The 20,458-nt window shown below is 48.7% G+C and carries 23 protein-coding genes; 10 read left to right on the top strand and 13 right to left on the bottom strand.

Features of this window, described 5'->3' with window-relative positions; translation table 11 throughout:
- Nucleotides 1–12: 12 nt before the first annotated feature.
- From BLV87_RS09355 to rfbA, 8 genes are read right to left on the bottom strand one after another with little or no spacing between them, the layout of a single operon-like run.
- A complete protein-coding gene (locus BLV87_RS09355) occupies nucleotides 13–1,293 on the bottom strand; it encodes an oligosaccharide flippase family protein (RefSeq protein ID WP_093067892.1) in 1,281 nt (426 codons plus the stop codon).
- Nucleotides 1,290–1,763 carry a glycosyltransferase gene (locus BLV87_RS09350; protein ID WP_093067889.1) on the bottom strand — a complete coding sequence of 158 codons (474 nt, stop codon included), beginning with the start codon at nucleotides 1,761–1,763 and terminating at the stop codon, nucleotides 1,290–1,292. The genes BLV87_RS09355 and BLV87_RS09350 overlap by 4 nt, the downstream gene beginning before the upstream one ends.
- Complete coding sequence (locus BLV87_RS09345; protein ID WP_093067887.1) at nucleotides 1,760–2,221, bottom strand: glycosyltransferase family protein; 462 nt, start codon at nucleotides 2,219–2,221, stop codon at nucleotides 1,760–1,762. Before BLV87_RS09345 ends, BLV87_RS09350 begins: the two co-directional genes overlap by 4 nt.
- A complete protein-coding gene (locus BLV87_RS09340; RefSeq protein ID WP_093067884.1) occupies nucleotides 2,218–3,174 on the bottom strand; it encodes a class I SAM-dependent methyltransferase in 957 nt (318 codons plus the stop codon). Before BLV87_RS09340 ends, BLV87_RS09345 begins: the two co-directional genes overlap by 4 nt.
- Nucleotides 3,174–4,259, bottom strand: a complete 1,086-nt coding sequence (rfbB, locus tag BLV87_RS09335) for a dTDP-glucose 4,6-dehydratase (RefSeq protein ID WP_093067883.1) — start codon at nucleotides 4,257–4,259, stop codon at nucleotides 3,174–3,176. Before rfbB ends, BLV87_RS09340 begins: the two co-directional genes overlap by 1 nt.
- Nucleotides 4,256–5,131, bottom strand: coding sequence for a dTDP-4-dehydrorhamnose reductase (gene rfbD / locus BLV87_RS09330; RefSeq protein ID WP_093067880.1), 876 nt, complete (start codon nucleotides 5,129–5,131; stop codon nucleotides 4,256–4,258). The genes rfbB and rfbD overlap by 4 nt, the downstream gene beginning before the upstream one ends.
- On the bottom strand, nucleotides 5,128–5,676 hold the full coding sequence (gene rfbC / locus BLV87_RS09325; RefSeq protein ID WP_093067878.1) for a dTDP-4-dehydrorhamnose 3,5-epimerase: 549 nt from the start codon (nucleotides 5,674–5,676) through the stop codon (nucleotides 5,128–5,130). The genes rfbD and rfbC overlap by 4 nt, the downstream gene beginning before the upstream one ends.
- Nucleotides 5,673–6,557, bottom strand: coding sequence for a glucose-1-phosphate thymidylyltransferase RfbA (gene rfbA / locus BLV87_RS09320; RefSeq protein ID WP_093067875.1), 885 nt, complete (start codon nucleotides 6,555–6,557; stop codon nucleotides 5,673–5,675). Before rfbA ends, rfbC begins: the two co-directional genes overlap by 4 nt.
- 130 nt (nucleotides 6,558–6,687) lie before the next feature.
- Here rfbA and BLV87_RS09315 point away from each other — a divergent pair, with 130 nt between their 5' ends.
- Complete coding sequence (locus tag BLV87_RS09315; RefSeq protein WP_093067874.1) at nucleotides 6,688–7,659, top strand: MBL fold metallo-hydrolase; 972 nt, start codon at nucleotides 6,688–6,690, stop codon at nucleotides 7,657–7,659.
- Nucleotides 7,660–7,665: 6 nt separating this feature from the next.
- Here BLV87_RS09315 and BLV87_RS09310 read toward each other — a convergent pair whose 3' ends face one another.
- Nucleotides 7,666–8,622 (bottom strand): helix-turn-helix domain-containing protein, encoded by a 957-nt coding sequence (locus tag BLV87_RS09310; RefSeq protein ID WP_093067871.1) that lies wholly within the window; start codon nucleotides 8,620–8,622, stop codon nucleotides 7,666–7,668.
- Between the two features lie 174 nt (nucleotides 8,623–8,796).
- Here BLV87_RS09310 and BLV87_RS09305 point away from each other — a divergent pair, with 174 nt between their 5' ends.
- The 4 genes from BLV87_RS09305 (at nucleotide 8,797) to panD (ending at nucleotide 11,303) form a co-directional block, all read left to right on the top strand.
- Nucleotides 8,797–9,108, top strand: coding sequence for an ABC transporter substrate-binding protein (locus BLV87_RS09305; RefSeq protein WP_093067869.1), 312 nt, complete (start codon nucleotides 8,797–8,799; stop codon nucleotides 9,106–9,108).
- Nucleotides 9,109–9,187: 79 nt separating this feature from the next.
- Complete coding sequence (gene panB / locus BLV87_RS09300) at nucleotides 9,188–9,997, top strand: 3-methyl-2-oxobutanoate hydroxymethyltransferase (RefSeq protein ID WP_093067866.1); 810 nt, start codon at nucleotides 9,188–9,190, stop codon at nucleotides 9,995–9,997.
- A 10-nt stretch (nucleotides 9,998–10,007) separates the two neighbouring features.
- The gene (gene panC, locus BLV87_RS09295) at nucleotides 10,008–10,874 is read left to right on the top strand and encodes a pantoate--beta-alanine ligase (protein WP_093067864.1); all 867 of its coding nucleotides are present in this window, start codon (nucleotides 10,008–10,010) and stop codon (nucleotides 10,872–10,874) included.
- 48 nt (nucleotides 10,875–10,922) lie between these two features.
- A complete protein-coding gene (gene panD, locus BLV87_RS09290; protein ID WP_093067861.1) occupies nucleotides 10,923–11,303 on the top strand; it encodes an aspartate 1-decarboxylase in 381 nt (126 codons plus the stop codon).
- 333 nt (nucleotides 11,304–11,636) lie between these two features.
- On the opposite strand, the gene BLV87_RS09285 is transcribed toward panD, so the two are convergent.
- Complete coding sequence (locus BLV87_RS09285; RefSeq protein WP_093067858.1) at nucleotides 11,637–12,032, bottom strand: hypothetical protein; 396 nt, start codon at nucleotides 12,030–12,032, stop codon at nucleotides 11,637–11,639.
- Nucleotides 12,033–12,035: 3 nt separating this feature from the next.
- A complete protein-coding gene (locus tag BLV87_RS09280; RefSeq protein WP_217629967.1) occupies nucleotides 12,036–12,479 on the bottom strand; it encodes a tetratricopeptide repeat protein in 444 nt (147 codons plus the stop codon).
- Between the two features lie 153 nt (nucleotides 12,480–12,632).
- Between BLV87_RS09280 and BLV87_RS09275 the strand changes: the two genes are divergently transcribed.
- From BLV87_RS09275 to BLV87_RS09265, 3 genes are all read left to right on the top strand, one after another.
- A complete protein-coding gene (locus BLV87_RS09275; RefSeq protein ID WP_093067855.1) occupies nucleotides 12,633–13,754 on the top strand; it encodes an anthranilate phosphoribosyltransferase in 1,122 nt (373 codons plus the stop codon).
- A 48-nt stretch (nucleotides 13,755–13,802) separates the two neighbouring features.
- Nucleotides 13,803–14,000 carry an Alvin_2107 family globule sulfur oxidation protein gene (locus tag BLV87_RS09270; protein WP_093067853.1) on the top strand — a complete coding sequence of 66 codons (198 nt, stop codon included), beginning with the start codon at nucleotides 13,803–13,805 and terminating at the stop codon, nucleotides 13,998–14,000.
- A 164-nt stretch (nucleotides 14,001–14,164) separates the two neighbouring features.
- Nucleotides 14,165–15,280, top strand: a complete 1,116-nt coding sequence (locus BLV87_RS09265) for a GNAT family N-acetyltransferase (RefSeq protein ID WP_093067850.1) — start codon at nucleotides 14,165–14,167, stop codon at nucleotides 15,278–15,280.
- A gap of 14 nt (nucleotides 15,281–15,294) precedes the next feature.
- On the opposite strand, the gene glgC is transcribed toward BLV87_RS09265, so the two are convergent.
- Together glgC and BLV87_RS09255 are read right to left on the bottom strand one after the other, a co-directional pair.
- Entirely contained in the window at nucleotides 15,295–16,566 is a 1,272-nt protein-coding gene (glgC, locus tag BLV87_RS09260; RefSeq protein ID WP_093067847.1) for a glucose-1-phosphate adenylyltransferase, read from the bottom strand.
- A gap of 71 nt (nucleotides 16,567–16,637) precedes the next feature.
- Nucleotides 16,638–17,120 carry a GNAT family N-acetyltransferase gene (locus tag BLV87_RS09255; protein ID WP_093067844.1) on the bottom strand — a complete coding sequence of 161 codons (483 nt, stop codon included), beginning with the start codon at nucleotides 17,118–17,120 and terminating at the stop codon, nucleotides 16,638–16,640.
- A gap of 116 nt (nucleotides 17,121–17,236) precedes the next feature.
- On the opposite strand from BLV87_RS09255, the gene parC reads away from it, so the two are divergent.
- Entirely contained in the window at nucleotides 17,237–19,474 is a 2,238-nt protein-coding gene (gene parC / locus BLV87_RS09250; protein ID WP_093067842.1) for a DNA topoisomerase IV subunit A, read from the top strand.
- A gap of 74 nt (nucleotides 19,475–19,548) precedes the next feature.
- Entirely contained in the window at nucleotides 19,549–20,436 is an 888-nt protein-coding gene (gene htpX / locus BLV87_RS09245) for a protease HtpX (RefSeq protein WP_093067839.1), read from the top strand.
- Nucleotides 20,437–20,458 lie beyond the last annotated feature (22 nt).

Raw genomic sequence — 20,458 nt, 5'->3', positions numbered from 1 at the left:
GCATGGTGCTTCCTAGTATAGTTGCCCATGTTCGCTTAGCAGGCGGTTTTTGAAGAACAGCAAGATTACGCCACCGGTTAGCACGCTATTTGCCAATAGGGTTGCCGTTGCCGCCCCTGCGATTCCGTATAGAGGAATCAACAGCAAATTACTCACAATATCTACCATTAAAGCAGTACCTAGTAAGGTGTTCAGATACCAGACTTGCTCTTTAATGATGAACATGAATGAGAATGTCAAACTCAATGCCCTGACCAGTTGTGCCAGCAACAGAATACTTAACACATTACTGGCTTGCAGGTAGTCGGGTTTAAACAGTGCCAGCAACACATCGCTTAACAGCAATAATACTAATGTCACGCCACCTAAAATTCCTGCCACTAACGCGGTAGCTTGCCAGAAAAAGCATTTAGCCTGTTCAGGTTGTTGCTGGTGGATACGCAGTAAGCGTGGGTAAATGGTGGCATCCATTGCACCCAGAAAAAATAAACTGACAAACGATAGGCGAGCGGCAACGCTGTATAATGCAACATCATGGTTATTCAACATCCACCCTGTCAGTAATGTATCTGTCCATAACATTAAAAAAGCCAAGATGGAAACAGGCGCAAGGGGGAGAGACTGCTGCCATACCTCACGCATTGACCAACGTGAATTATGCCGAACCAATAAGTCTTGCCACCAAGGGCGCAACCACCAAAACGATAGTAGCCCAGCCAACAAGAGTGACCCACTATACAGTAACAAATGGGTTTGGTTCACTGTTAGTAATTGCCAGAACAGCCCGATTAATATCAAGAACGTCACGGCTGGCAAACTATTTTGCACCAGCATCGACGCTGAGGTGTAATGTACCGCCTTCAGAAAAGCGGCATTAATCATCACCACATTAAACAATAAGATACCTACGGCGGCTAACCATAATGGTAAGGCGTGTATGGCATCATCAAATAGCCTATGTTGTATGACAGGAACACACAAGAACCACAGAACAATGAACGCGCCACTGCTGCATAACACCAGTTTGTACGCATCACGTAAGTAAGCTGCTTGCAAGCGTGTATCCGTTTCCGGCAGACGTGCCACATCGCGTACAAGCCATTGCTCGACGCCTAAACGGCTGAATAAAGCGGCGGCAGGAATCAACACCATCAACAATAAAACCATGCCTGATTCGTCGGTACTCAAGGTATTCGTCAGGATCAGGATGACGGCATAGTTAAGCCCTACACCCAAAAAGCGGCTGGAGGTAGTAATCAGACTGGTATGTAATAGTGAGTTTCTTTTGCTCATGCGCGGATGGCTTGATCAATAAAATCGACCAGAGTTTGCCGTCGAGCATCCGTTGCCAGTGGGGTGGCATACAATTCCTGCCGCCGTTCCAGCAATGCATACAACTCGTCTTGCGTGGAGGCGGTATACACGCCCGGCAATTTACCCATCCATTCCAACCCATCCAGTTGGTGGTCATTGCGGTGTTCGCCCAATGCGTGTTGGCGGTTCATGACGATAATGGGTTTGTGGTTTTCGAGGGCGGTGATGATATTGCCCATGCCAGCGTGCGAAATAATCAAATCAGCCGCTTGCAAGTGCTGATTGAACACGGCGGTGGTCATAAAACGTTCCCATTGCAAGTGTTGCGGCAAATACTCACCACCAGCAATCTGCGCCATCCCCGTAACATTATGTTGTGCTGCCCACTCGTCTACGGCACGGATCAGACGGTCAAACGGAAACTGTGTCCCCACCGCGACGAAGATCACAGCACTGCTCCTTTGAACAGAATATCTTGGCTGTTGCTTAAATGTTCCCATTGTGTCAGGAAGACATCCGCTCGCTTTTTTGCCAGTTTACCGGCACGGGAAATGTGTTTCACATTGGCAATGCTATCCACCCAAATGGTGCGGATACCAAGAAAACTGCCCAGCCAAATTGCTACTGCACCGGGTGCTGCACCCGTGGATAAAATTGCTTTCGGGCGCTCTTTCAAAAGGATATACAATATTTGTAAGGTACACGGAACCAATCGCCATTTATCATCCGCACTCACATCCGTTACTGCATACATTTTCCGTTCACTGAGCGTAGCCGATGTGAACAAAGCTGCTGGCATGGCATATACCACCTGATAATGGCCTTCCAACCCAGAACATAGTCGGGTGAGTTGAATCCAATGCCCGCCGGGGGAGGATATGGCGAGGAGCTTAGGCTTGCCATTCATGCCGGTTTTCTCAAGTAAAATGCTGCCTGATCCCCTTGGTTCAGCGCATTTAACTCGTGTGCTCGTTGTTCAAATTCAGTGATTTGTTTGCGCGTAAACAATGACTTTTCCGGTGATTCTGACCACGAACGAGGATCACGCAACGGAATATCCCGCTCATATTGCTTACTGCCCCAAAATTGCAGTGCGTTGGAGTCGTATATCACCTGCTCACACAAAAAACCGGCTTGTTCGGCTAATGCTTGCATACTCTTGACCGAATGCAGATAAAAATGGCGCGGTGCATCCAATTGTACCCAATTTATGCCGTATTCCTGCCACACATAGGAGGATACGGTTGGTATACGTACCAAAGCCATACCGCCCGGTTTTAGAATGTTGTATACCTGTCCTAAATGGAGACGCTGATTCGGTAAGTGTTCAAAAGAGTGGTGAAACATTACCACGTCCCATTGTCCCGTTTCGCTGAAAATATCCCGCTTTTCGATCCGTAAACCGTTAGGATAAAGAATGTCAGCATGATTAAACGGGTCAATTCCCAATAAGTTTTTAAAGCCAAGTTCATTTAGTGAGAGTAGTAAATGGCCTGCACCGCATCCTACATCCAATATTTTGGCTCTTGGCGTTAGCTTTAACGGGCGTAAAGTCGCCAGTTTCGCATGGGGTATCCACAAATGCATCACACGCCCAATCAAACACTTACCGGTGACTTCGTAACGATCCCGCAGCTTGGTTAAGGCTTGTTTAAGCGGATTGCCCGCCTTGGTCGCATCGCTGTAGGAATAATAATTGTCGGGATAATAGTCGGCAATATTGGCAGGAATCTGTTCGATTTGCAGGCAGTCGCAATCCGCACACTGGAAATAGCGGTGTTCATCCCGCAACCCCAGCATCATTTCCTTGGCGACATAGTGGCGGTGTTCGCCGTTACTGCCACAAATACGGCACTGCATCAAACCTGCTCCCTGAGCGTAGTCGAAGGGGCGTGTGTACCAAACAGTTTGACATCGCCTTGCCAGAAATCGGGGTGATTCAAATACCAGTCCAGCGTTTTTGCCAAACCGCTTTGGAAAGTTTCTGCGGGTACATAACCCAATTCGCTGCAAATCTTGCTGTTATCAATGGCGTAACGGCGGTCATGCCCCGGTCGGTCGGTCACGTACACAATGTGCTGATTGTGCGGTACGTGCGGTGAATCAGGGAAACGCGCATCCAGCAACGCGCACAATTCGTGGATCAAACTCAGGTTTGCCTGTTCGTTATTGCCACCGATATTGTAGGTTTCGCCAATGCGTCCAGTGCGGATAATCAGGTCAATGCCACGGTTATGATCGTCAACGTATAACCAGTCGCGGATTTGTTGCCCATCGCCATAAATCGGCACGGGTTTGCCTTGCGACAGGTTGGAAATCGCCAGCGGGATCAGCTTTTCCGGGTACTGGTATGGGCCATAATTGTTGGAGCAGTTGCTGGTCGTGGTCTGCAAGCCGTAGGTATGCTGGTAGGCGCGGACTACGTGATCAGACGCAGCTTTGCTGGCGGCATACGGCGAATTCGGCGCATACGGGGTGGTTTCCGTAAATGCTGGGTCGGTTGCTGACAATGTGCCATACACTTCATCGGTGGAAACGTGGTGGAAACGGTGTACAAAGCCCGGTTTCTCATCCAGCCACACGGTTTTTGCCGCTTTCAGCAAGCTGTGTGTGCCGTCGATATTGGTTTTCAGGAACGCATCCGGGCCATAAATCGAGCGGTCAACGTGCGATTCAGCCGCGAAATGCACAATCGTGTCGATGGTTTCCTCGCGCAGCAACTGCTCTACCAACGGCTGATCCAGAATATCGCCATGCACGAAGCGGAAATTGCTTTGTCCTTCCAACGGTTGCAGATTTTCGTAGCGCCCAGCGTAGGTCAGTGCATCCAGAATCACCAAGCGGGTGTTTGGGTATTGTTGCAGCCAAAAATGCACGAAATTTGTGCCGATAAAGCCTGCGCCGCCAGTGACGAGCAGATGTTTAGGTGTGTATGTCGTTGTCATGCTGTTACGTTTTGTTGTTTCAATTGAGTAAGCATCTGCCGCAAGCTCTTGCGCCAATGCGGTAGAGTGTAGCCCAGTAAGCCTTCAGTTGCGCGTCTATCCATCACGCTGAAGGTGGGGCGACGTGCGGGCGTTGGGTATTCGTCGGTGCGCAACGGCTTGATGGGGATGGCTTTGTTGAGCAATCCCAGCGCCAGTGCTTCTTCCTGAATGGCAACAGCGAAATCGTACCAGCTTGCCACGCCGTTATCGGCGCAGTGGAAGATGCCCTGCGGTTTTTGCGCGATGAATGACCACAGCGTTGCCGCGAGTGTACCTGTCCATGTCGGCGTGCCGATTTGATCGGCTACCACGCCAAGGGAATCGCGTTCGCGCATCAGGCGCAACATGGTTTTGACGAAATTATTGCCGTAAGCCGAATACAGCCATGAGGTGCGCACAATAGCCGCACTGGGGCAGGCAGCTTGTACGGCTTGTTCGCCTGCGAGTTTGCTTGCGCCGTAAACACCGAGTGGGTTGGCGATGGCATTCGGCAGGTACGGGGTGGATTGCAGCCCGTCAAACACAAAATCGGTTGAGATTTGCAGCAGGTAATAATCAAACAATGCTGCTTGTGCGGCGAAGACGTGTGCGGCGGCGTGGTTGATCAGGTAAGCGTTGGCGCTATCCGTTTCCGCTTTGTCGACGGCGGTATAAGCAGCACCGTTGATAACGACATCTGGGCGATGTTGTTCCAGTGCATTGATGACTTGTTGCGGATCGGTAATGTCCAGTGTATCCCGATCAGTCGGGATCAGGGTGATATTGGCAGGGCAGGTGGCTTGCAATTCTGAACCAAGTTGCCCGTGTGCGCCAGTGAGTAATATTTTCATGCGAATTTGTCCGCCTCTTGCCAGCTTTTGCCTGCTTCGTCTTTGGCGGAAATCGTGGGCTGTGTGCCATTGATTAGCGGCCATTCGATACCCACAGTCGGGTCATCCCAGCGCAAGCTGCGGTCGTAAGCGGGGGCGTAAAAGTCAGTACATTTGTACAAAAAGTCTGCCGATTCGCTCATGACATAGAAGCCGTGTGCAAAACCGGGCGGAACCCACAACATGCGGTGATTGTCAGCGGAAAGTTCTGCTCCCGCCCATTGCCCGAAGGTGGGTGAGGATTGGCGTAAATCCACTGCGACATCAAACACTTTGCCGCTGGTGACGCGCACCAGCTTGCCTTGCGGGTTTTGGATTTGGTAGTGCATTCCGCGCAAAATACCTTGACCGGAACGGCTGTGATTGTCTTGCACAAAGTTCAGGTCTAAGCCTGCATCCGCAAACGTTTTGCTGTTCCACGTTTCCAGAAAAAAGCCGCGTGCATCGCCGAACACCTGCGGTTCGAGGATCAGCACGTCGGGAATGTTGGTGGGGATAATCTTCATTTCAGCAATTCCGCGAGGTATACGCCGTACCCGCTTTTTTTCAACGGTTCGGCAAGTTGTAATAATTGTTCGTCACCGATATAACCCATGCGCCACGCGACTTCTTCGGGGCAGGCAATTTTCAGCCCTTGGCGTTCTTCAATGACGCGGATGTAGTTGGACGCATCCAGCAAGGAGGCGTGCGTGCCAGTATCCAACCACGCCGTGCCGCGTTTGAGCATTTCCACTTGCAAGTGTCCACGTTCCAGATACATCTGGTTGACAGTGGTGATTTCTAACTCGCCGCGTGGGGAAGGGCGGACTTCACGCGCCACATCCACAATCTGATTGTCGTAGAAATACAAGCCCGTTACCGCGTAATTAGAACGTGGATTAGTAGGCTTTTCTTCAATGCTGAGTGCTTTGCCGTTAGCATCGAATTCGGCAACACCGTAGCGTTCTGGGTCTTTGACGTAGTAAGCGAAAACGGTCGCGCCAGTGGTTTGTTGCGCAACGCTTTGCAAACGGCTGGATAAACCTTCACCGTAGTAAATGTTATCACCCAGAATCAGCGTGGCAGGTGAATTGCCAAGGAAATCAGCACCGATGATGAAAGCTTGCGCTAAACCATCCGGTGAGGGTTGCACTGCGTATTCAATATTCAGCCCCCATTGCGCACCATCGCCCAGCAAGTGCTGGAATTGTGTGGAATCTTCGGGAGTGGTGATGATGAGAATATCACGGATCCCGGCGAGCATTAACACGGTCAGAGGGTAATAAATCATCGGTTTGTCGTAGACCGGCATCAGTTGTTTGCTGACAGCGCGGGTGAGGGGGTAGAGGCGTGTGCCACTGCCGCCTGCGAGAATAATGCCCTTGCGATGACTGTTGTTGTGTTGCATGTATAAAGCCTACCAGCGTGCTGACTCAATAAAGCCGCCTATTGTAGACAAACCCACAGAAATTTCAGCTAATTCCGTAATCGGATACACTTGAGACTCTCAGAAAATTTAATTAGGAGGAAATTAATTTATGAAACATCCCATGTTACTGTGGCTTGCTGGAATTACTTTGACGACGTTCAGTCTGAACTTGGCAGCAGCGGAGAAAAATATTCATCAAGGTATTGTGGATAACTACAAAGCTGAAAAGGTATCTGATCATGTTTATGTGATTCATGGCCCTGCCGGTCAGCCTAACAAAGAAAATCAGGGTTTTATTAATAATCCTGGTTTCATTGTCGGCGATAGTGAAGTTGCGGTGGTTGACCCCGGCTCAAGCGCCGCTATTGGGCGTGCGGTATTGGCGCATATCCGCAAAGTTACCGATAAACCAGTGACGAAGGTGTTTATTACCCATATTCATGGCGATCACTGGCTCGGCAATCAGGCGTTTAAGGAAGACAATGCCGATGCTAAGTTTTATGCCAGTGCGGGCATGATTGAAGATGCTAAGCAAGGCGCAGGCGACTCGTGGATTGAAACCATGGACTCCATGACCGAAAAAGCCACGGCAGGTACTGAGCTGGTGATTCCTACCGAGGCATTGACGCAAGATCAGGAAATCAAAGTGGGCAATGTCACGGTTAAAGCACACTTAGTGGAAGGTAAAGCGCATACCTCCAACGAAGTCATGTTTGAAGTGTTAGAAGACAAACTTTTGTTTACGGGTGATACCATCAGCAATGCCCGTTTAATTTTAATGGATGAGGGCAGTTTTCCTGGTAGTGTTAAAAATGCCGAACGTATTGCTGCAATGGATTTAAGCACGATTGTACCTGGGCATGGTGCAACCGGTGATAAAGCCATTGTTACCGCGTATGGCGATTACATGAATAAGTTGTATACCAGTGTCAAAGAACTCCGTGAAGAAATGGAGGCACACGAAATGAAGCCGAAAATTGCGGAAAAGATCGTCGCTTACAAAGATTGGCATAGCATGGACGACACACTTGGCAAGCACATTAGCTTGGCTATTTTGGAAGCAGAACAAGAGGATTTTTAAGTTGCCTTACTCTTTCAGCATTTCTTGAATATCCAAGCTGAAGTTTTCCATAACCGCAGCACTGTCTTCGGGGCTGCGTTTCTGGACTTCCTCATAAAAAAAACGAATCGACATTTCCATGCTAATGCCATCTTGTAAGAGTGTGAGTGTTTCTCGGCCGATGCGCAGTAGGGTGACGTTGGCTTCCAATAACGGCACGGTTTGGAAATAAAAATCGTGTACCTGCTTGCAGATCAATTCGTCATGAATTTCCAGAAAGACATCGCCTTGTTGCTGCTGCATGATAGGAGCCAGCATCAGCAACGTGGCTTTTTCAGGCAGCAACACTAGGTTCGGAAACAGGCTGTGAGGCGTGAAACTGGCACGTGAAAAGAAGTACAAGCGCTTGTGGTGGCGTTGTCGGAAATGTTTTACATAGCGTTCTAAAATGCTGTTCCGTTGCGTGTAGCCGTAGCGGCTGATCGGCGAAAAAATGAAACTCAACAAGGAATCCAGCGTATGCAGGTGCGTTTCGCAATAATCGGGTTGTGCTATCTGCTTGAAACGTCGGTTAGTGGCTTGATTTTCCATGAAAAATGAGGAGGGGAACTGGCTGTAAGCGAGAATGCGCCCTGCTGCTTCCATATGGGTGAAGTAATCATCCGCATCACTATCCGTCGAAAATTGTTGCAAACAAAAGGCATTTTTGTGTAGGGAGCGGAAATGCGGTTTCAGCAAATCGTCAATATCCGTACCAAAGAATTGCGAATAACCGAGCAATGCAGGCACGTCTAGGGTGGACTTTTCCAGCTCAATCCGTGCGATGTCGGGTTGCTGAATGACGAAGCCTTGTTTCATGTAAGGCTTAATCAATGTTTGCAGTGCTTGTGCTAAACCTGCTTGGCTTAGTCCTTTGATTTTCCGCAATGCCTTGAGGCGCTTGCCATCCTGCGGGATGTGCCGATTCTGTGTGTCTGCTTGCATTTGTTTAGTTATTGTTCGATTCATTTAAAGATAACAATATGCAATAAATTTATACAATATGCAAATTTTGTATAAGTTATAACCTGAATCATAAATGAACGAAAGTGCTGTTCGTTTAACTGGGGTTAAGCTAATCTTGGTTGTGCTGATAAACAAAATATATGGAAAAAACCCATGAAAACAATTCCAACCATTGCCATGATGTTTGCGTTAGCGCTGTCACTCCCCGCTTGCACGACAACCACAAGCCACTCCCCAGCGGTAAAGTCATCTGCGTCAGCAGGTAATTCATTACCGAAGGTAGAGCCAGCATTCCATCAATTAGAGCGTGATGGTGTACCGCAGCCTATTTCCGTCAGTGCTGATAATGACGTACCCACATTGGAGGAGAGTACTACTGATCCGCAATTCTCTATGCGGCATACGGTGGTTTCTATTTTGGGGCAGATTGTTGTTGCTTGCGCAACATCAGGTTACTGCTGGTGACGTTCAGGTTAACTGGCTGAATTGTTGCAGTGTGGTAAACTGCACTGCAACATTTAATGGATTCTAAGAGACAAGTCGCATGAGTACTAAACCTGAGCCGCGCGTGACCGTAACCACTTTGCGTAAGATGAAGTGTGAAGGTGAAAAGATCGTCATGCTGACGGCTTACGATGCCAGTTTTGCCAAAGTACTCGACACGCAAGGGGTTGAGGTGATTCTGGTGGGGGACTCATTAGGCATGGTCATCCAAGGTCACGAAACCACAGTTCCTGTGACAATGGATGACATGGTTTACCACACCCGCGCTGTTACTAAAACCAGTCAACGCGCTTTGGTGATTGGTGATTTACCTTTCATGAGTTATACCTCGCCCGAACTTGCTTTGCGTAATAGTGCCCGTTTAATGCAGGAAAGCGGCGCACACATGGTGAAATTAGAAGGCGGTGCACCGCAAGTGGCTACGGTCAGACAACTTGCTCATCATGGCGTACCTGTCTGTGCGCATCTGGGTTTGCAACCACAATCGGTTCACAAACTTGGCGGCTATCGGGTGCAAGGGCGTGATGAAGCGGTTGCTAAGCAAATGCTCGACGATGCCATTGCCCTGCAAGAGGCGGGGGCAGATATGTTGGTGTTGGAATGCGTCCCCGTGGCGCTGGCAGCACAAATTACCCAAGCCTTAGAGATTCCAACCATTGGGATTGGGGCAGGGCGCGACTGTGACGGGCAAGTACTGGTCTTGCACGATATGCTCGGTATTTCACCACGTGCACCAAAATTTTCCCAAGATTTTATCGGTGCGGGCGCAACCATTCCGCAAGCCGTGGCTGCGTATGTGCAGGCCGTAAAAGCGGGCACATTCCCCGCCGATCAACATTGTTTTTTCTAAAGAGTTTTCCATGATTATTGTTCAAGCCATTGACGCATTGCGTGAAGAACTCAAAAGCTGGCGCAAAGCGGGTGAAATCATCGCTTTTGTGCCCACAATGGGCAACTTACACGCGGGGCATATTGCCTTGGTGAAACGGGCGCAGGCTCTCGGTAGCAAAGTGGTCGTGTCTATTTTTGTGAACCCGACCCAATTTGATCGCAAGGAAGATTTGGCAGCGTATCCGCGCACTCTTGCGGAAGATTGCAGTAAGTTGCAAGCGGGTGGGGCAGATTTGGTGTTTACGCCAACGCCTGCACTGATGTATCCCACCGGCGGGCTGGCAACCAAGGTCGAAGTGCCGGGGATTAGTGAGTTGCTGGAAGGGGCTTCCCGTCCCGGTCATTTCACGGGCGTTTCTACCGTAGTATGTAAGCTGTTTCATCTGGTGCAACCGAATGTGGCGGTTTTTGGCGAGAAGGATTTTCAGCAATTGATGTTGATCCGCCAGATGGTTCGTGATTTGGATATGGATATTCACATTGAAGGTTTGCCGACAGTGCGTGAGGTTGACGGATTGGCGCTGAGTTCGCGGAATGGCTACCTCACCACCGCTGAGCGGAAGCTTGCTGCCGGATTGCAGTTGACCTTGCGGGAAGTGGTTGACGCGCTGCACAAATCTAGGCAGGATTACGCTGCTTTACAGGCCGAGGCAATGCAATCACTGGTATCACGCGGTTTCCAACCGGACTATGTGGAAATTCGGCGTACAGTGGATTTGTTACCCGCGCAAGTGGGGGATGAAAATTTGGTGGTGTTAGGCTCGGCATGGCTGGGCAAAGCTCGCTTGATAGATAATATCCCCTTAACATTGAAAAAATTAACAGAAACATCATAATGGTATTGCTTTGCCAAATACTTGACTGAACGTTACGGAGGAATCGCCATGGAGCTGACGCTTCTTAAATCCAAACTGCACCGTGTTACTGTCACTCATGCTGAGTTGGACTATGAGGGTTCTTGCGCGATTGATGATAATTTACTGCGTATCGGTAATATCCGTGAATATGAGCAACTGCATATTTACAACATTACCAATGGTGAACGTTTTTCCACGTATGCCATTCGTGCGGAAGCGGGTAGTGGGATTATTTCGATCAATGGTGCGGCGGCACACAAAGCCAGTACGGGTGATTTGATTATTATTTGTACGTATGCAGGGTTTTCAGAGGCACAAGCCAATGTTCATCAACCACAACTGGTGTATGTAGATCAGCAAAATAGGGTAACGCATACCTCAAAGCAAATTGCGGTGCAGGCAGCTTGAGGGTTGTACAGGGTTAAGTGCATTTAATCGGAATTAAAAAGGAAAAACCGAGCATTTCTTGTTATAGTTATCGCTCGGTACGCATTGCGAACATTCGCTTATTGTTATGATTCTTATCTGTGTCGGGTCTGCTTACCCTTGCAGATAGTTAAACGTTAAGGTCGGCTGGGTATTCATTAATACTTGAGCCGACTGGCTTTTTCATAACATCCATCGTTAGCCGGGCTTATTGTTATTGCTGTGCGCCCTTCATCCATGCCGTGCATCTTACGGGTTTGGCCTGAATCACTACTTAATTTATTAATTTTATTTATGTGCATGTTTTTGTGATTTTTATGGCTTATAGAACTTAATCCCCTGTTCAGTTTTGGCTTTTGTGTAGTCACGGTCAAACACCAACTCAATCCCCATATCGGCTTCAATATTGCCAACCGCTTTCACGATTTGCAAATCAGGAATACGGTCTGCTAGCCATGTACACAATGCCATTGCCAGAGAATAATTCTCGACAAATAGTGCATTGACCATGGAGTTCGCGACAAAGTGGGAACGCACTATTGGATCAGGGGTAGGATGAAACGTGCCATCAAGCGTAATGCCTTGATCCATTTTAACGTCCATATTGTTCAAATACAGACGTTGATGACCAGGAATCGCCTGACTGCGGTCAAATTCTAATACGGGGACATCGTTTACCACGACATGTAGTTTATTGCCTGCTTGGCGCATGGTTTACCCCAGATCGTCGAAGCCCGCGAGTTTATACAAACGTTTTGCTTCTTCCTCGTCACGTGGAACACCGTTACCTTGTTGGTACATCAGTGCTAATGTGCTAAGAGAGCCTTGCAGCCCTTGTTCACCTGCTTTGCGAAACCATTTGGCTGCTTCTGCGCCGTTTTTGGGAATACATTCGCCTTCGAGATACATAAAGCCTAAGCCATGTTGTGCTAAGCCGTACCCTTGTTCCGCCGAGGCTTGCATGAGTTGGAAGGCTTTAGCATCATTACGTACTACACCTAAACCATTTTGACACATAATTGCACACAGGTGTTGCGCTACTTGGTCTCCTTGTTCGGCAAAAGGGGAAAGCAGTTGCATGGCACGGGAAAAATGTTTGGCTTCAAATGCTGCCATTCCACTCGCGAAATCCATAGACTCATTATCGGTTTGTGACACAGTAATCTCCTTGAACGTAAAATAAGATTCCAATCTTAGCGCATTATACGTTTGGTTCCGAAATAGCCCGCTGGGACATGAGTGTTACCCCTAGAGGGATATTTAGAAACAGGGACGCGCTTCTTAAACTTCCGCGATATGGAAAATGCCACGATGACTGATACAAACACCGACCGTAATTTGAAATTGCACATGCGTCAGTGCATCCAAAAAGTAGCTACAGGCCCTGAATACAGCAAGGACTTGAGTTATGAGGATGCCTATTATGCGATGCGCCACATTTTGAGTGGTGAAGCTGACCCTGTGCAGGTAGCGGTTTACTTTATTGCCTTACGCATGAAACGTGAAACTGATGAAGAAAACCGGGGCACATTGCAAGCCTTGATTGATAGCTCGGTTATTAGCGCGGCGAATGTGGATGAGATTCTGGATGTGTCTGACCCGTATGACGGTTATACACGTGGTGTACCCGCCTCCACGTTTGTGCCTGTTGTGTTAGCAGCGATGGGCGTACACGCGGTATTGCATGGCTTAGAACAAGTGGGTCCCAAGTTTGGTGCAACTCATCACAAGGTATTGAAAGCAGCAGGTCTCAATGTAAATTTGACTCCGGCTGAAGCGGTGGCGCAGTTGGAGCGTATTGGTTGGACTTATTTAGATCAACGCCAGTTTGCCCCCGGATTGCATGATCTGATTCCGATTCGCCAGCGTATGATTAAGCGTCAAGTGCTGACCACGGTGGAAACCATGTTAGGGCCTATCCGTGGTCGTGTGAAAACGCATTGCATGGGCGGCTATGTGCATAAAGCGTATCCACCTATTTATGCATCATTGGCACGTCAGGCAGGGTTTGATAGTGCTATGTTTGTGCGTGGCGTGGAGGGAGGGGTTATTCCTTCCCTGCAACAAGCAGGCAAGCTGTTTTATTACTATGAAAAAGGTGAAGAACAGCAACGTGATCTTGATCCCCAAAACTTTGGACTTCAAGCAGAGGTACGGGCAGTACCATTGCCGGATGATTTACCTGCTGCTCCCATGATTGGCGATGAGATTGCAACCACGGTGGATAGCGATGCATTGGCGGCGAAAGCGGCTGAAATGGGAATGGCTGCACTTAGTGGCGAAAAAGGTTTGATGTACGACAGTCTGGTATACTCCGCCTCGATCTGTCTGGCGCATTTGGGCCGTTATGGTTCGATACAGGAGGCCGCTGATGCGGTACGTGCTATGCTGGATAGCGGCAAGGCACTGGAAACACTGCGTGCTGCGGCGTAAAAAGCACCACGTTTATTTTCATTTTTGATTTTAGAGAGGACATGACAAATGAATATGCAGTATTACAACGCTGTAGTAGAAATGGAAAAAGCGGGCGTTGACCCTGAGTTCCTGCAAGGCTGGCAAGGTGGCTACCTGCTCAACCCTATGCGTGAAGAGCAGCGTCTGACAGAAGCCTATGAAGCAGGTTATGCTGCTGGTCAAGAAAAAGACATGGAAGCCTACAAAGAGTGGATCGCTGCCTAAGCGTTACTCTTCTTTGTGAGGATACAAAAAGCGAGTTTCGGCTCGCTTTTTTGTTGTCGTTGATTTGGATCCGTTTGTCGGGAATTCACTTAAGTCCAATATCTCATTAGGTAGACAATAGTCACCCATATAGTAATTCAATAATTATAAACTGGGTACTCACTTTGATTACGCAACTGGTAACCGCTATACGTGAATTGCGTGATATTGTTCCCGCTTGGGACTCACTGACACGTCATGCACTTGAACCGAATGTTTTCTACGAAAGTTGGGCATTGTTTCCCGCTTTGGAAAGTTTGTCTGCTCAAGATAGGGTAGCTGTTTTATTAGTATGGTCAGATGCGACGCATTCTCGCTTAACAGGATTGTTTCCGCTGGTACAGCAGCATTCTTATCAGCAATTCCCTGCTCGTCATTGGCTTAACTGGCTGCATCCGCATTGCCCCTTAGGTACACCGTTGGTGGACAAGTTGTATGCCACAGAAACGTTGCAAGCGTTATTTGAGTGGTTGCATGAACATTCGGGGGCATTGGCATTTTCACTCAATAAAATACCAGCCGAAGGTGAGTTTGCTCACTATTTACGGCTTTGCGCTCAAGACCAAGGCTGTTTATTGAATGAGAAGGATATTTGGGAGCGGGCCTTATTAAAGGCGGAAACTTCGGGTGAAAATTATGTATTAATGCATCAACGTAAAAAGAAGCGTAAAGAATACAGCCGTTTGCGTCGACGTCTTGAGAGTTTAGGTAAGTTAGAATTTCAAGCTTTACTGCCGGGACAAGGACAAAGCTTAAGTGATTGGATTAATGATTTCTTGCGCTTAGAAGAGCAGGGGTGGAAAGGCCGTGCCTTGACCGCGATGAGTTGCCATGGTGGGGAGCGCGAGTTTGCGGAGCACCTGATGCGTAACGCGGCGGCAAATGGGCAATTGATGATGTTGCGATTACTAGTGGATGGTAAATCCATTGCGATTAAGTTAAATCTGGTTAGTGCGACCCAAGGGAGTTATGCCCTGAAAATTGCTTACCACGAAGATTATGCTGCGTACTCGCCCGGAGTCTTGTTAGAGTTGGAAAATATTTACCGCACATTAAATGATACGTCATTGGAATGGATGGATTCTTGCGCAACTCCCAATCATCCCATGATCGACCATTTATGGGTTGAGCGCCGCAAAATGGTTAATTTCCACTTGAGCACTCAACACCCGTTAAGTAAGCCTTTGCTGCACACTATGCAGTTCGTCAAAAGCGCCTATCACTATTATAAAAGAAAGTGAGAAAGCCTATTGACTTAACCAACGCTGGCTGAACCCTTCTGCCCAAGCATTTCTGGTGTCACTAACGTTATGCCTTTGTTGGTAACGCGGAAGCGTTTGGCATCGGCTTTGCGATCTTCGCCAATGATTGTCCCCTCTGGTAAGTCACAGCCGCGATCAATCACCGCACGAGTGATGCGGCAATGCCTGCCAACCCGTACTTCTGGCAGCAGTACCGAGTCTTGAACCGTGCTGTAAGAATGAACTTTGACATTGGAAAATAGCAGGGAGTTGACTATGGTTGCACCCGAAATGACACAGCCTGCTGAAACCACTGAATCCAAGGCTTTGCCTTCACGTCCGGCATCCCGAAAGACAAATTTGGCTGAGGGTAGTTGGCGGTGATAAGTCAGGATAGGCCATGCATCGTCGTATAAGTTTAATTCTGGTTCGATAGAGACGAGTTCCATATTGGCCTCCCAGAAGGCATCAATAGTGCCCACATCGCGCCAATAAGGTTGTTTTCCGGTGATGGGGTCACGGAATGGGTAGGCATATACCGCGTGTTCTTTAATCAGTGCGGGGATAATGTCTTTACCAAAATCGCGACTGGAATCAGGGTTAGCAGCATCTTTGTGTAACTGCTCAAACAAAAAGTCGGTATTGAAAATGTAGTTACCCATCGAAGCCAGTGCCGTATCCTGTGAACTCGGCATAGGGCGTGGTTCAGCCGGTTTTTCATCAAAAGCGACGACTTGGTGATGCTCATCAACGGTCATTACGCCAAAGCCTTTCGCATCTTCTAACGGGACAGCAACGCAAGCGACGGTCATGTCAGCACCTTTTTCGACGTGGTAGGCTAACATCTCGCCATAGTCCATTTTATAAATATGATCGCCCGCCAGTACTAAAACATATTTAGGGCGCAATGCTTCTACAATGTCCAAATTTTGGTAAATGGCATCGGCAGTACCCGCATACCAGTTGCCGGTGGTACGTTGTGATGCGGGTAATACTTCCACAAATTCGCCCAGTTCAGTGCGAAAGTTTGACCAGCCATGTACCAAATGCCGAATGAGTGAGTGGGCTTTGTATTGGGTCAAGACGCCAATTTTGCGAATGCCTGAGTTAACACAGTTAGATAGAGGAAAGTCAATAATGCGAAATTTCCCACCAAAATAAACAGCAGGTTTAGCACGGCGATCCGTAAGTTCATACAAACGTGAGCCGCGTCCCCCCGCGAGTACGAGTGCTAGGGTATTACGGGTCAGTAAGCTGACGTAGCGAGGATTATTGGTTGTCATCATTCCGCTCCAAAAGGTCGATTGTTGTTACATTTAGTGATAACTGTACGCTGGATTGATTATGGGTGCGAGTCTCATAAAGGTTTTTGCCAAAACAATGCTTTGCCTACTGTGGGGTCTAGTTCATAGCCTGTAAACCCGAATTTGCGATAGGCATGTTGCGCACGCTGATTGCCTTCCAGTACCTCAAGCGTTAGTTTGCAACAGCCTTTTGCCCGTGCAACCTCTTCCACTTTAGTGAGTAATAATTGGCTGATACCTATGCCGCGAAATGTTTCTGCGACAACAACATCATGAACATTAATAAGTGGCTTGCACTGAAAAGTTGAAAATGCCTCGAAGCCGTTAACTAGTCCGGCAGGTTGACCATCCACATAACACAACACGCTAAAGGCATTAGGGATACGCGAGAGTGCTTGGGCAACACCTTGGGTGATCTCCGCCGGTAGTGATTTGCCACCTCCCATCGGATCTTGTGCATAGTGGGCAAGTAGGCGACCAATATCCGTCGCATGGGTTGTATTATGGTAGTCAGCAATCAGTACAGTGGTTTGCATAAATTAAAAATCTTCAATGTTTCAAGGTTATACGGCTGATTTAGAGAAGTCAGTTGTCTTTTGCTGACATTGTGCATTACTCTGTGCTCAACCTAGAATAAGGAATCAGGACATCCATGAACTACGAAGGCATCGAAACCCTGCCACTTCAAGAATACACCGAGAAAGCCTATCTCGACTATTCCATGTACGTTATTCTTGATCGCGCTTTGCCGCATCTCGGCGACGGCTTAAAGCCCGTGCAACGCCGTATTGTCTACGCCATGTCAGAGTTAGGGCTGACGGCGGCTTCCAAACACAAAAAATCAGCACGTACTGTCGGTGACGTATTGGGTAAATTCCATCCGCACGGCGACTCGGCGTGTTACGAAGCGATGGTGTTAATGGCGCAACCGTTTTCCTACCGCTACACGCTGGTGGATGGGCAGGGCAACTGGGGTTCGCAAGATGACCCGAAATCGTTTGCTGCAATGCGTTACACCGAATCGCGTTTGACCGCTTACGCCAAGGTGTTGCTGCAAGAATTGGGGCAGGGCACTGCGCAATGGCAACCCAATTTCGACGGGTCGTTAGAAGAGCCAACCATTTTGCCTGCACGTTTGCCGAATATTTTGCTTAACGGTGGTAGTGGCATTGCGGTAGGGATGGCGACGGATATTCCACCGCATAACCTGCGTGAGGTGGTGAATGCTTGCCTGCATTTGCTGGATCACCCCAATGCGACCTTGCAGGATTTGCATCAGCACATTCCCGCACCGGATTTTCCTACCGAAGCCGAAATCATTACTCCGGCGGCGGATTTTCTCGCGCTGTATGAGAAAGGTAACGGCACATTTAGAATGCGGGCGCGTTATGAAATCGAAGATGGCGACATTATTATTACCGCCTTGCCGTATCAGGTGTCGGGCAGCAAGATTCTGGAGCAAATCGCCGCGCAAATGCAGGCGAAAAAACTGCCGTTGGTGGAAGATTTACGCGATGAATCTGACCACGAACAGCCGGTACGCTTGGTAATCGTGCCGCGTTCCAACCGTGTGGATGTGGAAATGCTGATGTCGCATTTATTCGCCAGCACTGATTTGGAGCGCAGTTACCGCGTCAATATGAACATGATCGGTCTGAATGGTCGCCCGCAAGTCAAAAGTTTGCTGCACATTTTGACCGAGTGGCTGGCCTTCCGGCGACAAACAGTGACGCGCCGCTTGCAATGGCGGTTGGATAAGGTCGAGAAACGCCTGCATTTATTGGCGGGTTTGTTGGTGGCATTCCTGAATATTGATGAAGTGATCCACATTATCCGCACCGAAGACGAGCCGAAAGCGGTGTTAATGCGCCGCTTCGATTTGACCGAGCTTCAGGCGGATTACATCCTTGATACTAAATTGCGTCAGTTGGCACGTTTGGAGGAAATGAAGATTCGCGGCGAATTGGACGAGTTGGAAAAGGAGAAAGAAACCTTGCTGGCGTTGTTGGGTTCCGATACCAAACTGACCAGTTTGATCCGCAAAGAGTTGAAAGAAGACGCCAAGTTGTACGGTGATGCACGGCGTTCGCCCTTGCAAGAACGGGCGGCAGCACAAGTGTTGGATGAAACCGCACTAGCACCCTCTGAGCCGGTGACGGTGGTGGTGTCGAAAATGGGCTGGATTCGGTCGGCAAAAGGCCATGATATTGACCCTGCATCATTGAGCTATAAGCAGGGTGATGAATTCCTGACTTCAGTACGCGGGCGTTCCAGCCAGCAAGTGGTGTTGCTGGATAGCACCGGGCGCACCTACGCATTGCCAGCGAATGCCTTGCCATCGGCACGCGGGCAGGGTGAGCCGTTGACGGGTAAGTTAGCTCCACCAGCAGGGGCGAAATTCCAATACGCGCTAATGGGCAAAGACAGCGATCAGTATTTGCTGCATTCGGCGGAAGGTTACGGTTTCTTGTGTACTTTTGGTGAGATGCAAAGCCGGGTGAAAGCGGGCAAAGTGACCCTGACGGTGGGCGAGGGTGTAGCGATTTTGCAGCCATTGTTGGTGACAAATGTGGCTACGGATTCGCTGGTGCTGGTTTCATCGTCGGGTTATGTGCTGGTGACAGGCTTGCAGGATGTGCCACAGCTTTCCAAGGGCAAAGGCAATAAGTTGATCAGCCTGAAAAAAGGCGGGTTGGGGATTGCCGATGAAACGGTGCAGTTTGCGGCGATTTTGCCTGCAAATGCGGCGTTGCTGATTCGTGCGGGTAAGCAGTTTAAAACCATCAAGGGTGCGGAATTGGAAGAATACCGCAGTGAACGTGCAAAACGCGGCAAATTGTTACCGAAAGGTTACCAAAACGTCACCGGTCTGGAGATAAGCGTCAATTAGTAGGGAAAACTTGAATCTAACCTCTGCTAACCTAATATTTACGGCATAATATCTAACCTTAGAGGTCGAAAGACATGATGCGGATTATTTTACTGGCACTGACTAACTTTGCGGTGATGGTGGTGCTGTTTATTTCCATGACAATTATTGGCAAGCTGTTTGGCATTGATATGAGTGCGGGCAGCATGAGTGGTATTTTGATACTGGCAGTTGTGATGGGTTTTGGTGGCTCGTTTGTGAGTTTGCTAATGTCCAAATGGATGGCGAAGCGCAGCATGGGTGTGCAAGTTATTGAAAATCCACAAACTGCACAAGAACGCTGGTTAGTGGAAACGGTACGCCGCCAAGCTGAAAAGTCCGGCATTGGAATGCCTGAAGTCGGGATTTTCTATTCACCCGACCCGAATGCATTTGCGACGGGTGCCAGCCGTAACAATGCCTTGGTGGCAGTTAGCCAAGGCTTGCTAGACCACATGACGGCGGATGAAGTCGAGGCGGTATTGGGGCATGAAATCGGTCACGTTGCCAACGGTGACATGGTGACGCAAACCTTGCTGCAAGGTGTGTTGAATACCTTCGTGATTATTTTTGCGCGGTTGATTGGCATGATGGTCGATAACTTCTTCCGCAGTAATAATGACGAAAGTAGCGGGCCGGGCATTGGTTATTTTGTGGGTTCGTTCATTGCCGATATTCTGTTGGGCTTCTTGGCAACAGCGATTGTTATGTGGTTTTCACGTTACCGTGAATTCAAAGCAGATATTGCCGGAGCGGATTTGGCCGGTCGTCAGAAAATGATTAATGCGCTGAAACGCTTGCAAAGCGCTCATGCAGTACATGATTTGCCCGGTGAAATGGCAGCGTTCGGGATTGCCGGTGGTTTGGGCGATGGTTTAAAGAAAATCTTCATGACGCACCCACCGTTGGAAGATCGGATTGCTGCGCTGGAAAATATGCGTTAAACCTCTATAATCCCCGGTTTCA

The organism is Thiothrix caldifontis (assembly GCF_900107695.1).
GTDB lineage: Bacteria > Pseudomonadota > Gammaproteobacteria > Thiotrichales > Thiotrichaceae > Thiothrix > Thiothrix caldifontis.
This window is presented reverse-complemented; position numbering and strand designations above follow the sequence as displayed.

What these genes read in the sequence shown, in the direction of transcription:
- BLV87_RS09255 (WP_093067844.1), bottom strand. Translation starts at nt 17,120, where the DNA reads ATGCAAACCACTGTACTGATTGCTGACTACCATAATACAACCCATGCG.
- BLV87_RS09305 (WP_093067869.1), top strand. Translation starts at nt 8,797, where the DNA reads ATGAAAACAATTCCAACCATTGCCATGATGTTTGCGTTAGCGCTGTCA.
- BLV87_RS09340 (WP_093067884.1), bottom strand. Translation starts at nt 3,174, where the DNA reads ATGCAGTGCCGTATTTGTGGCAGTAACGGCGAACACCGCCACTATGTC.
- panB (WP_093067866.1), top strand. Translation starts at nt 9,188, where the DNA reads ATGAGTACTAAACCTGAGCCGCGCGTGACCGTAACCACTTTGCGTAAG.
- rfbC (WP_093067878.1), bottom strand. Translation starts at nt 5,676, where the DNA reads ATGAAGATTATCCCCACCAACATTCCCGACGTGCTGATCCTCGAACCG.
- rfbB (WP_093067883.1), bottom strand. Translation starts at nt 4,259, where the DNA reads ATGACAACGACATACACACCTAAACATCTGCTCGTCACTGGCGGCGCA.
- BLV87_RS09345 (WP_093067887.1), bottom strand. Translation starts at nt 2,221, where the DNA reads ATGAATGGCAAGCCTAAGCTCCTCGCCATATCCTCCCCCGGCGGGCAT.
- panC (WP_093067864.1), top strand. Translation starts at nt 10,008, where the DNA reads ATGATTATTGTTCAAGCCATTGACGCATTGCGTGAAGAACTCAAAAGC.
- BLV87_RS09315 (WP_093067874.1), top strand. Translation starts at nt 6,688, where the DNA reads ATGAAACATCCCATGTTACTGTGGCTTGCTGGAATTACTTTGACGACG.
- htpX (WP_093067839.1), top strand. Translation starts at nt 19,549, where the DNA reads ATGATGCGGATTATTTTACTGGCACTGACTAACTTTGCGGTGATGGTG.
- BLV87_RS09275 (WP_093067855.1), top strand. Translation starts at nt 12,633, where the DNA reads ATGACTGATACAAACACCGACCGTAATTTGAAATTGCACATGCGTCAG.
- panD (WP_093067861.1), top strand. Translation starts at nt 10,923, where the DNA reads ATGGAGCTGACGCTTCTTAAATCCAAACTGCACCGTGTTACTGTCACT.
- parC (WP_093067842.1), top strand. Translation starts at nt 17,237, where the DNA reads ATGAACTACGAAGGCATCGAAACCCTGCCACTTCAAGAATACACCGAG.
- BLV87_RS09355 (WP_093067892.1), bottom strand. Translation starts at nt 1,293, where the DNA reads ATGAGCAAAAGAAACTCACTATTACATACCAGTCTGATTACTACCTCC.
- glgC (WP_093067847.1), bottom strand. Translation starts at nt 16,566, where the DNA reads ATGATGACAACCAATAATCCTCGCTACGTCAGCTTACTGACCCGTAAT.
- BLV87_RS09270 (WP_093067853.1), top strand. Translation starts at nt 13,803, where the DNA reads ATGAATATGCAGTATTACAACGCTGTAGTAGAAATGGAAAAAGCGGGC.
- BLV87_RS09310 (WP_093067871.1), bottom strand. Translation starts at nt 8,622, where the DNA reads ATGCAAGCAGACACACAGAATCGGCACATCCCGCAGGATGGCAAGCGC.
- rfbD (WP_093067880.1), bottom strand. Translation starts at nt 5,131, where the DNA reads ATGAAAATATTACTCACTGGCGCACACGGGCAACTTGGTTCAGAATTG.
- rfbA (WP_093067875.1), bottom strand. Translation starts at nt 6,557, where the DNA reads ATGCAACACAACAACAGTCATCGCAAGGGCATTATTCTCGCAGGCGGC.
- BLV87_RS09285 (WP_093067858.1), bottom strand. Translation starts at nt 12,032, where the DNA reads ATGCGCCAAGCAGGCAATAAACTACATGTCGTGGTAAACGATGTCCCC.